The organism is Hymenobacter sp. YIM 151500-1, from assembly GCF_025979885.1.
Taxonomy (GTDB): Bacteria; Bacteroidota; Bacteroidia; order Cytophagales; family Hymenobacteraceae; genus Hymenobacter.
The window spans coordinates 3,133,829-3,145,968 of record NZ_CP110139.1; the positions used below are offsets into that span (position 1 = coordinate 3,133,829).

Here is a 12,140-nt window from a genome sequence, read left to right on the forward strand (position 1 = left end):
TCAGCGTCTGGATTTTCGCTCTTACTTGATGCATATGATTGTATTTATCAATACCTTCCGAAATCATTGTCCAAAATAATAGCAGGATAAACCCTAACAGCAGCAAGCCTTTTATTTTCATACTCATTATTTTAGATTATTCTGCTGCGAGCATGTTCTGTCGGAGTCAATTAGCTCAGCATCGACTACGCTGCCATAGCTTCCTCTCCCTTTTGGGGAGGGGTTGGGGTGGGGTCACACCACCTTCACCTTCTCCTCAAACGCCGTATCCGTCACGTCCCAAAACAGCGCCAGCAGCTTGCGGAAGCTGTCGGGTTCCTGGATGGACTTTTCGGTTTTGTTGAGCGAGTCGAGCAGGTAGTTGTGGCTGAGGCCTTTGTTGAAGAAGTCACTCCACTTTTTCTCGACGGGCTTGCCCTGAATCATGGCGTTGAAATCGTCGGTTTGCAGGTCGAAGGGGCGGAAGGCGCGGCGGTTTTGGGCCAGCTCTTGCAGCCATTGGTCTACGCCCACGTCCTGGCCGTGCAGGAAGGTGTTCAGCTCCCGGAAGATGGGCTCGTTGCGCAGGGCGTAGTCCAGCTTCAGGTTGTCGTGGTAGGGCGCTTTGTCGGTGGCCAGGTGCTGCTTGTGGTAGCGCGTGAAGTAGAGCAGCTGCGTCAGGTTCTTGGCCACGATTTCGCGGGTTTCGTCGGGCAGGTGGGCAAACTGTAGCTCTGGGGCGTCCTGACCCAGGCCGTACTCGTGGAAGTGCGGGCCACCGGTGCGCAACTCGGAAGGCGAGTAGCGCATGAAATCCACGATGCTCAGGGCTGCCAGCAGCTCAATTACATGGGCTTTGTTTTTCTGCTGGGTGCCGCCGGGCTGGTTGTCGTAGGGCGTGTCGGGCGTGTCGGCGAGGTAGTACAGGGCGTCGAGGCCCTGGAGGTTGTGCTCGTAGTAGCTGAGCGCGGCCTTGGTCTTCGTCAGGAAGTTGTTGGAGTCGATAACCGCCTGGTCTTCGCTCTGGAGGGCGAAATAGGGCATCACCGTTACGGCCCCAGTGGGTGCGTCGCGCAGGTAGCGGGCGTTGCTGAGGCGGGTGTTGGTGTCCTTGAGGTTTTTGAGCAGGAGTGGGAAGCCCGCCGCGCCCGTGCCGCCAAAGATGCTCGACACGAAAAACACCCGGTCGCCATCCTGAAAGTTGTCGGCGAAAAACCGCATTTCCGGGCTTTCCACCAGCTTATTCAACACAATACTGCCCACGTTGGGCGAGCCGCGGAAGCCGATGGTGAGCGGACTTTCCAGATTGTCCTGGGTAAAGAGCAAATCCACCAGCCCTTTCGAGTCCACCGACAGCCCGTCGTAGCTCAGGTACTGCCGGAAGCTCTGGTTGATGCCGCCGAAGTCGAAGATGAACGTGTCCTTAACCGAGCCGTTCACGTCCTGCGAAATGCCGCTCAGCGTGCTGATGTCGGTTTTAAAGAACCCTTCGTCACGCGGGCCGAGGCGGCGGTAAATCTGCTGGTAGCTTTGCAGCAGCTGCACCGTGCGGTTCATGTCGCCGTTGTGGGCGTCGGGGTCGATGATGATGGGCACCACCCGGTCGCAATTGGGCAGCTCGACGCCCGCGGCCAGCAGCATGGTCAGGGAGCGAATCACGCGGGAGCCCGTGCCGCCAATGCCGAAAAGAAAGAGTTTAGCCATGATGGAGAGGTGAGACTATGAGAAGTGAGAAGTGAGACTACGTTCGGACGTCAGCACCTTGAACCAAAGTCTCACTTCTCACCTCTCACGTTCTCATGTCTAATATTAGAACGGAGTTGTACTCGCGTTGATGGAGCCGCGCTTGAGCAGCAGGGAAAAAACGAAAAACCAGACCAGGGCCAGGATGGCATTCCAGGTAGCCAGCCAGTAGATGTAGCTGTGGTCGGTGACTTGCTGGGCGTGGGCCTGCCACACCGCTACGCCGAAAGCAATCAGCGCATTCAGCACCAGAAACAGGGTCCAGTGGCCGGCTTTGTTGAACGTGGCCACGCGCAGGGCGCGGTTGATGAGGTAGTAGAACACCAGCACCAGCGCCAGCGAAATGCCCAGGTTGAGCAAGCCAATGTTGGGAAACACCACGTCGCGGTACACGGGCGTGTCGGCGGGGGGCTGAGGGTTGCCGATGATTTCGTAGAGGAAGCGGAAAAAGGCCTTCATGAAGAGCGGTAACACCAACTTTCCGTTGGCGAGTGGTGGAACGATGATGCGTGTACGAAATTGTGAGGCGTAGCGCGAACCGTAGGTCAGCATAGCGAAGCTTCTGCCTCGCGCATCGTTGTCGAGGTTTAACGACTATCGTGCCAACGAATCATGACCTGTCGTGCAACGATGCACGAAGCTTTTGCTTCGCGCTACATTACTCGCCGGGCTGCACCGTGAGTGGCAACTCAAACACCGGCGGCTTCTCCCCTTCTCCACGAGCCTCCAACCCATCCAGCAGCGAGCTAAGCGCAAAGGTTTTGGGAGCGGGCGTGGCGTCGTTTTTCGTGGTCCACTGGGCTACCCAGGCGGGGCGCTGGTTGTCGAGGCGCAAGGTGAGCGGGCGGGCCGCTTTAGGTTGCTGGGTCAGGCGGATTTTGGCGAAGTGAGTGTACTTGCTTTCGGGGCCGCTGCTGCTGCGGGTCTGGTCGGTGGCAGCCGTCACGTCGAGGAGCTGAGCGTCGGTGTCGGTGCCTTGAAGCTTCAGGTTTTGCTTGAGGTAGGCCGGGTCGCGGTACTGGCCGGGCAGGTTGCTCAGGTCCAGGCCTACCACAAACTCCACGGGCTGTTGGGCTGAGGCTTCACTTACGGCCACCACGCGGTAGGCGTCGGCGGTGCGCTTGCTGGCGCCGGCGTCGCCGTAATACCACGCGCCTTTGTTTTGAAACTTACTCAGCAGCGAATACGCCGGCTGCGGGTACGTGACGCCAAAGTGGGCCTGCCGGGCCGGCTCCTGCTCCAGCAGGGCCTGGTCGAAGCGGCGCACGGCGTCGGCGGGCCCAATCACCCAGAAGTAGTAGGGAATATCGGTGTCGCAGCAGTTGGTTTTCTTGCCCGCTGCTTTCAGGGCCGGGTAGTAGGTGCCCCGGAAATCCGAGGTGTAGCCGTACACCGACACGGCCAAGTCCGGGTGGGCGCCGCTGCGGGTCAGCGCGTCCGTAATGTCGGTTTTGATATAGGGAATGGCGCCGGCGTTGCGCGGGGAGTAGATGAAGTCCGAAATCAGCACGTTCACGGTGCCGGGCTGGTAGTAGCGCGTCATCAGCGTGTCGAGCACGGCGGGCAGCTCGGTGCTTTTCGCCGGCTGCTGAATGCCGCCGCGCACCGTGCCTGAAAGCTGCTGGTACGAGTCGTTATAAGGCCGCTCCTTCACCCGGAAAAATGCCTTCTGCCGGGCCGCCCCCGTGCGGTTCACCTCCGATAAAAACTGCGCTACGTGCTGCTGAAACCGGGTATTCTCGCCACTGGCGCCGGCGCGGGGCATGAAGCCCTCCATCGAGCCCGACACTTCCAGAAACACGTTCACGGCCTGCAACGGCTGGGCGGCCGTACCAGCCGCCTCGGGCACGGCCGGGGCACGGCCGGGGGCTGTTTCGGGTGCGGTGGCGGCTGGGGTTTCGGTGGCGGCCGTGGCTTCCTGCTTCATGTCGGAGCGGGAGTAGCAGCCGGGCAGCAGCAGCGTCAGGCCCAGGGCGGGCAGCAGGCGGAAAAGGGGAGTTCTTGGCATTAGGGTCAAAGTAAAAGATGGGGCCGGGCGCCGCCAGCCCGCGTACTGCCGAGCAGCCCGGCGGGTTGTGCCCACAACGCAACAACGGCCCGGAAATTTGCCGCTTGGGTTTAAGCTACCGCCTACGTGCTCATTTCTACGTCGTCCCAGTCGGCGGCGCGGTTGAAAATCCACTCCAGCGCCTTGCGCCGCTCGTACACGATGCCTTCGTTTACCAACGCCGCGCGGCCGTGCAGCCGCTCATCCACGCAGTACCAGTGCAGGCGGTAATGGTAGTCCAGCATACGATACAGCTCCTCGGCGGGCCGTAGTGCCGTCAGTTTCTCCAGTTTCGTGTTGTCTTCCCCCTGCTCCAGGTTGGGCAGCAGGGAAGCCATATTGTCGCCGCACCACTCCGTGGGGTCCAGGTCGGCCACCAGGCCGGTGGCCCAGAGCATGGCCCACAGGCTTTCCAGGTTCCAGCGCAGGCCGCCCAGCTCCCGGTCGGTCAGCTCGGCGTTGCTCTTGGCCAGCAGGGCTTCTTCCTCGGCCGACAAAAACACTTCCAGCTCGTGCCGGGCCAGCCAGTCGCGGATGATGGGGATGGGTGCTTCAAAGGAAATGTTGATCAGCGCATTCAGCACGCTCATGCGGCCTTTTACTTCCTCGATGGACCGCAGGGCCGGCGTTTCCAGGATAGGCAGCCAGTCGCACACCCGGCCGCCCAGGGCCAGCACCTTGCCCTCCGACACGGCCTTGACTTGAAGTTTAAACTCCTCGTTCATGCAGTAGAGTCAGAATATTGCGCCAGATACGCGCCGGCCTAGCTGTAGTCGATTTCCGTATTGTCGCCGATGTTAAGGCTGTGCCGCATACCCTTAAACGACGTGTCGGAGCCCACAATACAGTCGTGCATCACGGCCGACTTCAGCTCGCTGTAGGAGCCGATGATGGAGTCGCAGAGAATGGTGCTTTTGATGATGGTCCGGTCGCCGATGGCCACGTTGGGGCCGATGATGGAGCCCGAAATCTGGCAGTCCTTGCCGATGCTCACGGGCGGAATGATGATGGTGTCCGGAAACTCGGGGTAGTCGCGGCGGCTCAGGAACTCGGGGCGGTTGAGCAGGCGGGCGTTGGCTTCGAGCAGGGAGTCTTTGCGGCCGCAGTCAAACCAGTTGTCCACGGCGGCCGTGGTCATCTGGGCGCCGTCCTGGATCATGAGCATGAGGGCGTCGGTGAGCTGAAACTCGCCGTGGGTGCGCTGGTCGCGCTCCAGGATGCGCTCCAGGGCCGAGGCCAGCCAGTCGGGGTTGTCAATCTTATACAACCCCACCAGGGCATAGTTCGACTTCGGAATGCGGGGCTTCTCTACCACCTTCGTAACGCGCCCGCCCGGCCCAGTTTCGACCAGCCCAAACAGCGAAGGCGTTTTCACCTCCTTCACGGCCAGTACGTTGCCGGGGGTGCGCATCATCTCGCCCAAGTCGATGTCTACGATGGTGTCGCCGAGCAGAATCAGGATGCCGTCCTGCTCGTAGCGGAACTGGTCGCGGGCCAGCCAGAGGGCGTGGGCAATGCCTTCGCGGGGCTCCTGCACCACAAACGTGCTGCGCAGCTGCGGGTAGTGCCGGCGCACGTAGCTCTCAATCTTCTCGCCCAGGTAGCCGATGATGAAGACAAACTCCTCCACGCCGGCCCCCACGAGACGGTCGATGATGTGGCCCAGGATGGTGTTGCCGGCCACCGGAACCAGGGATTTGGGCTGGGTGTGCGTGTGTGGGCGCAGGCGGGAGCCGATGCCGGCCACGGGAATAACTGCTTTCATGCAATAGAGAGGCGCTGGGACGAAGCGCAAAATACAGAATCCGAGGCTGCGGCGCGGCCCTCATAACTGTAGAGACTGGAATACGTACTTTGCACCGCGCTCCGGCGCAGGCTTTCTCCCTTTTCTTCTTTTTCTCCCTTCCTTTTTTTCTGATTTACTCTATGAAACGTTTCCTGCTTTACTTCGCCGGTTTGGTGCTATTGCTGTCCCAGTCGTCGTGCGGCTACAACTCCATGGTGCAGAAAGACCAGGCCGTGAAAGCCCAGTGGGCCAACGTGCAGAGCGCCTACCAGCGCCGCGCCGACCTGATTCCGAACCTGGTAAACACGGTAAAAGGCGCCGCCAACTTCGAGCAAACCACGCTTACCAACGTGGTAGAGGCCCGCGCCAAGGCCACCAGCGTGCAAGTCAACCCCGAGCAGCTCACCCCCGAAAATATCAAACGGTTCCAGGAAGCCCAGAGCCAGCTGAGCGCCGGCCTGGGCCGCCTGCTGGCCGTGTCGGAAAACTATCCTGAGCTGAAGGCCAACGCCAACTTCCAGGAGCTGCAAGCCCAGATTGAGGGCACCGAAAACCGCATCAACGTGGAGCGCAACCGGTTCAACCAGGTCACGACCGACTACAATACCTACATCAAGTCGTTCCCGAACAACCTGTTTGCCGGCACGTTCGGCTTTGCCGAGAAGCCCTACTTCGAGGCCGACCCCGCCTCCCAGAAAGCCCCGACGGTGCAATTCTAGTGTGATAGGGACTTAGGGGCTTAGGGACTTAGGGTCGTTCCGCCGCAGTGGTCGGTGAGCAAAAACTAAGTCCCTAAGCCTCTAAGTACCTGAGCCCCTAACAACATGACCAACCCTCTTACTTCCGAGCAGGAAGCGGCCTTGGTGGAAGCCATTCGGCAGGCGGAGCTGCGCACGTCGGGCGAAGTCCGGGTGCACCTGGAAGACACCTGCCCCACGCCCGAGCCCCTGGACCGGGCGGCGCAGGTGTTTGCCGAGCTGAACATGCACCGCACTGCCCAGCGCAACGGCGTGCTGTTTTACCTGGCCTGGGAAAGCCGGCAGTTTGCCGTCATCGGCGACGCGGGCATCAACGCCGCCGTACCCGACGATTTTTGGGAAGTCACCAAGGAAACCGTGCTTCAGCAGTTCCGCCTCGAGCACTACGCCAAGGGCCTGGAGCAGGGTATCCGGATGGTGGGTGAGCAGCTGCAACGCTATTTCCCGTACGATGCGGGCTCCGACCAAAACGAGCTGGATGACTCGATTTCGTTTGGAGACGCGGATAAGTCGCCGCGCACATGAGGCCGGCGCTGACCTCCGGTGGCCGCCCGTGGCTGCGGCTGGTGCTCTTTTTCCTGCTGCTGCTGAGTCCGGTGCTGGGCGCCTGGGCCCAGGAAGTGCCGCCCCGCCCCTCGCCCCCGCGCCTCGTTAATGACCTGGCCGGCATGCTGCGGCCCGATGAGATTCAGGCCCTGGAGCAGAAGCTGGTGGCCTACAACGACAGCACCTCCTCGCAGGTAGCCGTGGTGACTGTGCCCACCCTAGGCGACTACGACATTTTCGACTACGCCCAGAAGCTCTACGAAACCTGGGGCATCGGGCAGCGCGGCCGCAACAACGGGGTGCTGCTGCTGGTGGCCGAGAAAGAGCGCCGGGCCCGCATCCATACCGGCTACGGCCTGGAGGGCGCCATTCCCGACGCCCTGGCCAAGCGTATCATTTCCAACACCATTGTACCGGCCTTCAAGGAGCAGCGCTACTACGAGGGCTTCGACCGGGCCACCGACCAGCTGTTTGCCCTAGCCAAAGGTGAGTACAAAGCCGACCAAACCACGGCGCCACCGCGCCGCTCCCGCGCCAACGACAGCGGCTCCGGCTGGCTGTTTTGGGTGATAATCGGGGGGCTCATCCTGTTTATTCTGCTGCGCAACCGCGGCGGAGGCGGGGGCTACGGCCGCAGCAGCCGGGGCTTCGGCGGCATGATGCCCCCCATCATCTTCGGCGACTTTTCGGGTGGCCGCGGGGTGTTTGGCGGCGGAGGCGGCAGCTGGGGCGGCGGAGGTGGTGGCTTCGGCGGCTTCGGGGGCGGCTCCTCCGGCGGCGGCGGCGCCTCCGGCGACTGGTAGTCGTTAGGGACTTAGGGACTTAGGGACTTAGGGACTTAGGGACTTAGGGACTTAGGGACTTAGGGACTCAAAGTATATGCTTTCTTGCAACTTAGGTTACAAAAAAGGCCTCGTCATCTATGGATGACGAGGCCTTTTGCATTGTTTGACGAATCTAAGCCCCTAAGTCCCCAAGACCCTGAGCCCCTACTTTATACACCGGCAGCTCATAGAACGGGCGTAGCAGGCGCACTACGTCCAGGGCGTCGGCTAGGGCTTGGTGGGCGACGGTGTGGTCTTCAAACTGCGCGCGGGCTTTGCAGATGCTCATGGTGGGCAGGCGGGAGTCTTTGCGCCAGTTGAGGTAGAAGGCGGCCGGGTCCAGCATGGCCGGCTCGGCCCGTACCAGCGTGCCCCAGCCCGGCAGTTCCCTGAGAAACCCCAGGTCGAAGGAAGCTACGTTTTTGCCGGCCAGCGTCACCGTTACGCAATCTTTTTTATCGGGGCGGAAGCCCTGGGCCAGCAGAAACTCCCGTAACTGGGGCAGCAGCTCGGCGGGCGTGCACAACTCGGGGTTGGGCTCTTTTCGGGCCAGCTCTTGCAGCAGGCCGGCGTTCAGGGCCAGTGCCCCCGCCGTGCCCACATACTCGGGGTGGCGCACCACCCGCCGAAACGCCGGCAGCTCGGCCAGGGGCCGCAGCCGCTTGGTGTCTTCCACCACGGCCGCCAGCTCCAGCACCTGATGGCGCTGCGGATTGCCGCCGGTGGTTTCGAGGTCGAGGGAAATGTAGCGCATGGAGTGGGTGTACGAGAGTAGCTTTTGAGGCAATAAACAGGCAAAAACAAAGCAGCACCGGCAAGTTTGCCGGTGCTGCTTTGTACAACAACGCTTTCTAGACGCTAGTGTTTAATCTGAATCTGCTGCTGCTGCGAAACACCATTGGCCGTGGGCACATGCAGCTGGTAGAGCCCTTCCGGCAAGCCGCGTACATCGAACCGTACCTGCTTGCCGCGGGCTGCTGCCTGCCGCACCTGCCGGCCCTGGCCGTTGTATAGCCGCACGTGGCCTTCCACGTTGTCCGGCAGCTCCACGGTCAGCTCCGTGTCGGCGGGGTTGGGATAGGCTTTGGGGGCCGCATCCGGGGCCCTGCGGTAGGCCTGGCAGGGCTGCCCGTCTATCTCACTGGCTCCATACACCGATTGACCGAATTGTAAGCTGCTGCCGCATTCATTTGTAATGTTTACGCTCACGTACACATACTCACCCGGCGAGGGGCCATTGAGCTGATATGAGTTGGGATTGGAAGACACCATCTACCCATTCACGTACCACGCGTAGTTGTCCTGGCCGCGGGCATTGGCGCGCTCCACCTCAAATACAACTGGCGCATACGGGCAAACGGCGCCGTAGTAATTAGCCGAGCTGCGTAGAATAGCCGAGCCGGCCCCGATTTGGAAGTTGACCGTGGCGCTGTTAGAAGCGCACCCAAACGCGGCGTTGCTGACCTCTACCCGCACCTGGCCGCTGGCCGTGGCGTCCGTGTTCGGCCCAGTGACATCCAGATACGGTACTGTGGTAGTAGCCGAGCCGCCCGGAATCAGCGACGCCGGCGTAGCAGTCCAACGGTAGCTGACGGACCCGCGGATAGGTCGCACCTCATAGCGCCGGCGCTGGTTCAGGCACAAGTCAAAGTTGCTGCCTACAAAAACGGGCGTCGGCAATTGCTGCGAGTAACTCAACACGGCATCGGGAGCCCGCAACGTGGCCGAGAAACCGTTCCGCTCATAGCTGGCTACCAGGGTGATGGTAGCGCCTGAAGTACCGCTGGGAATGATGGTGGGAGTTGCTGCCGAAGCATTGGTCAGGTTCCAGCCTGCCCCGAGCACACTCCAGGCGTAGCCGGTGATTCGGCCGCCCGGCTGGCTACCGCTCACATCCGCCCGAAACCCGTAATCGGTTTGGTCGCCACAGAAAATGGTGGCAGGGGCACCGTTGCTGCCGATGCACACGGTGGGCAGCTGCCGGGTTTCCTCCCGCGTAGCCAGGGTGGTACGGGTGGCGTTCGGGTCGCAGGTGGTATCAATGGCGCGCACGCTAATCGTGCCCCCGGTGTCGCCGGACGTGGTAACGATAATCTCAAAAGCTCCGCTACGGTTATAGCGCCGGGGCGTTGCCCCGTCCGACACGGTGCCGTCTTCATGCCGCCAACCTCGCGGAATCACCCAATCATAGGCCTGCGCTGGTAGCGTTGCTTGCCCTTGCGGCATAGGTACGTTTACCTGCGGCACCCGCAATCGTACGCTGACTACATCGCCAAATGGGACGCTGCCGGTGGTGGAGCCATTCAGCGAGATAGGGCCAATACTGGTCTGACTGAGGGAGCGGATGAAGACGGTTTTAGCCCTAGACGTCTCATTAGCAGAGGCTGGGCTGCATTCGCTGGATTTCACAACTAGTGATTTACCTTGTGCTCCCGGTATATCATTCCAAACCACAGTCATCAATCTAGAATTGGTTCCGTTTTGAGACCTTAATTCTCCTCCTTCTATTGTCCATTCATACTTATTGCACGTTGAGTTAGAAGCCGGCTCCGCAGTGTAAGTATATATTTCACCAGGACATAATGGCCGAGTGCCGTAGGCATCAACGATTTGCAATGTTTGCGCTTGCGCCTCTCCTGCAATTAGAAAGAGCAAAAAAGCGAACAAGTACGCGCTTAAAATTCTGTGCAAAGTTTTCATAATTGTGAAAGTTAATGTTAAGGAAAAGAAACAATGATTCCGATTATCTGAACAGGGCGCCAAGTAAAATTCCATGCGTGAGTAGTTCTAACATCCTGGCCCACGCGGTCTGGTTCTCCATTAAGAAATATTTCACGCACATCTATTTTCTCTTGTTGATATTGATAGGAAAGAGGAAATGCAGTTTCGAAAAATATATAAACTGTTTTAACAGCTCTAGTCTGCGCCCCTACGAAGGGACGTAATTGGGCATTATACTGCTTAGACCTTGAATTAATATCGAGCGTGTAGAAATTAGGAATACCAGGCATATTGTAGTTATAGCTATATCTATAGTTAGAATAGACAGCGCCCCTACCAATCCCTACGCCTGCGTCGGAACCCATATACCAGTTTAAGTTTTTACTTAACTCAAATTGCTTCTCATATCCTACAAAAGTCATGAGCTGCCAAGTACGCGTATTGGGTCCTTCGGAATAGCTGCCAATATTTCTTATCGGCGGCGCGAAGCTGCTAACTGTATCCCGCCCGCTGTACTGCCCCACCACCCGCGCCCGCACGGCTTGGTTGGGCTTCACCTGCCGCTTGTACAGCAGCCCCAGCGGCAGGCTGCGGTTGTTTTTGAAAAATCCATCCAGCACGGGGCTGGCCGTCAGGCCCAGGTGGTGCTTGTAGGCAGTGGCCGTGTCGGCGGTTTGGGCCTGTACTTGATGGTATGAGAGCAATAGGCTAAATGGGAGTGCAGCTAGCCATTTGACGTGATGCAGTATTTTCATGAATGAAAGGATTGGGTGAAAAGAATATATTATAAACGCACCAGTAACCCAATGAACTGCACGGGGCGCCAGCGCAATTGCCAGCTGTCGCTGGTGTAGAAAGCTGTTCCACCCGACGGCAACACACTTCCATCGGGAAATTGCTGTGTTCCCACGCTACGCACCCGGTCGTCTAATCTTTGGTACACTATAGGAGCAGCCATTTCAGCAAGCACACTCCAGCGCGGTGTAATAGCGAACTCCAGTCCAGCGAAAGGTCGCAGTTGCCCCTGCCAGCGTTTACCAGTATAGCGCCAGTCATACTGGTACGGTCCGTTCGCATTTGACCAAGCCACTACGTTGCGCTGGTATAAACGCCCAATACCAGCGCCTACTTCCACACCATAGTACCAGCTAAAGCGCCGGCTGATATGGCGCTGCCACTCGTAGCCGATGAACGCCTGTAGCTGCCATTCCTTGAAGCCTGTGCCATCCTGTAACTGCGCGTAGTTAGCCGTATCCCGGCTACTATACTGCCCCACCACGCGCGCCCGCAGAAATTGCTGGGTCCGCACCTGCCGCTTATACAGCAGTCCCAACGGCAGGCTGCGGTTGTTCCTGAAAAAGCCATCCAGCACCGGGCTAGCCGTCAGGCCCAGCTGGTGCTTGTAGGCAGTGGCCGTGTCGGCGGTTTGGGCCGTGGCGGCGGGGGCTGTGGCGCACAGAGCGAGCGAGAGGAAAGCTAGTTTGTTCATGAGGCTGTAAAGAACAAGCTGGATGGTCACTGCCAGCGAAGCTAGCAATTACTGCTTGCTGGTGCTGATAGAATGAAATCCGCCGTAAGAATAATGCACTCGGCTTCTGTGCTTTAGGACAGTTTCATCGTTTTTGTGAACCAGCTTCTGTTCTACTTTTCAGCTCTCCTTTCTCTACCTACTCACTTCTAAACCGCTTGCAGCCCGCGTAAATACTGGGGTGCCTAAAGGCTACATGCTTCTCACT

13 protein-coding genes are annotated in these 12,140 nt (G+C 59.4%); 3 read left to right on the top strand and 10 right to left on the bottom strand.

What is annotated here, in order from left to right; translation table 11 throughout:
- Positions 1-234: 234 nt before the first annotated feature.
- The 5 genes from OIS53_RS13175 to OIS53_RS13195 all read right to left on the bottom strand — a co-directional run bounded on the left by OIS53_RS13175 (position 235) and on the right by OIS53_RS13195 (position 5,534).
- Entirely contained in the window at positions 235-1,683 is a 1,449-nt protein-coding gene (locus OIS53_RS13175) for a hypothetical protein (protein WP_264679036.1), read from the bottom strand.
- A 105-nt stretch (positions 1,684-1,788) separates the two neighbouring features.
- Positions 1,789-2,181, bottom strand: coding sequence for a hypothetical protein (locus tag OIS53_RS13180; protein WP_264679037.1), 393 nt, complete (start codon positions 2,179-2,181; stop codon positions 1,789-1,791).
- A gap of 199 nt (positions 2,182-2,380) precedes the next feature.
- Complete coding sequence (locus OIS53_RS13185; RefSeq protein WP_264679038.1) at positions 2,381-3,730, bottom strand: hypothetical protein; 1,350 nt, start codon at positions 3,728-3,730, stop codon at positions 2,381-2,383.
- A 122-nt stretch (positions 3,731-3,852) separates the two neighbouring features.
- A complete protein-coding gene (locus tag OIS53_RS13190) occupies positions 3,853-4,494 on the bottom strand; it encodes a DUF4272 domain-containing protein (RefSeq protein ID WP_264679039.1) in 642 nt (213 codons plus the stop codon).
- 38 nt (positions 4,495-4,532) lie between these two features.
- Positions 4,533-5,534 (bottom strand): sugar phosphate nucleotidyltransferase, encoded by a 1,002-nt coding sequence (locus OIS53_RS13195; RefSeq protein WP_264679040.1) that lies wholly within the window; start codon positions 5,532-5,534, stop codon positions 4,533-4,535.
- A gap of 161 nt (positions 5,535-5,695) precedes the next feature.
- On the opposite strand from OIS53_RS13195, the gene OIS53_RS13200 reads away from it, so the two are divergent.
- The 3 genes from OIS53_RS13200 (at position 5,696) to OIS53_RS13210 (ending at position 7,662) form a co-directional block, all read left to right on the top strand.
- On the top strand, positions 5,696-6,274 hold the full coding sequence (locus tag OIS53_RS13200) for a LemA family protein (protein WP_264679041.1): 579 nt from the start codon (positions 5,696-5,698) through the stop codon (positions 6,272-6,274).
- Positions 6,275-6,379: 105 nt separating this feature from the next.
- Entirely contained in the window at positions 6,380-6,838 is a 459-nt protein-coding gene (locus OIS53_RS13205) for a TPM domain-containing protein (RefSeq protein WP_264679042.1), read from the top strand.
- Entirely contained in the window at positions 6,835-7,662 is an 828-nt protein-coding gene (locus OIS53_RS13210) for a TPM domain-containing protein (protein ID WP_264679043.1), read from the top strand. Before OIS53_RS13205 ends, OIS53_RS13210 begins: the two co-directional genes overlap by 4 nt.
- Before the next feature lie 154 nt (positions 7,663-7,816).
- Here the strand turns inward: OIS53_RS13210 and OIS53_RS13215 are convergent, their stop codons facing one another.
- From OIS53_RS13215 to OIS53_RS13235, 5 genes are all read right to left on the bottom strand, one after another.
- The gene (locus tag OIS53_RS13215) at positions 7,817-8,437 is read right to left on the bottom strand and encodes a 3'-5' exonuclease (protein ID WP_264679044.1); all 621 of its coding nucleotides are present in this window, start codon (positions 8,435-8,437) and stop codon (positions 7,817-7,819) included.
- A 104-nt stretch (positions 8,438-8,541) separates the two neighbouring features.
- On the bottom strand, positions 8,542-8,955 hold the full coding sequence (locus OIS53_RS13220; RefSeq protein WP_264679045.1) for a T9SS type A sorting domain-containing protein: 414 nt from the start codon (positions 8,953-8,955) through the stop codon (positions 8,542-8,544).
- Positions 8,956-9,909: a hypothetical protein gene (locus OIS53_RS13225; RefSeq protein WP_264679046.1), complete on the bottom strand. Its 954-nt coding sequence runs from the start codon at positions 9,907-9,909 to the stop codon at positions 8,956-8,958.
- A gap of 491 nt (positions 9,910-10,400) precedes the next feature.
- Positions 10,401-11,159 carry a hypothetical protein gene (locus OIS53_RS13230; RefSeq protein ID WP_264679047.1) on the bottom strand — a complete coding sequence of 253 codons (759 nt, stop codon included), beginning with the start codon at positions 11,157-11,159 and terminating at the stop codon, positions 10,401-10,403.
- Between the two features lie 29 nt (positions 11,160-11,188).
- Positions 11,189-11,923: a hypothetical protein gene (locus OIS53_RS13235; protein WP_264679048.1), complete on the bottom strand. Its 735-nt coding sequence runs from the start codon at positions 11,921-11,923 to the stop codon at positions 11,189-11,191.
- Between the last annotated feature and the right edge of the window lie 217 nt (positions 11,924-12,140).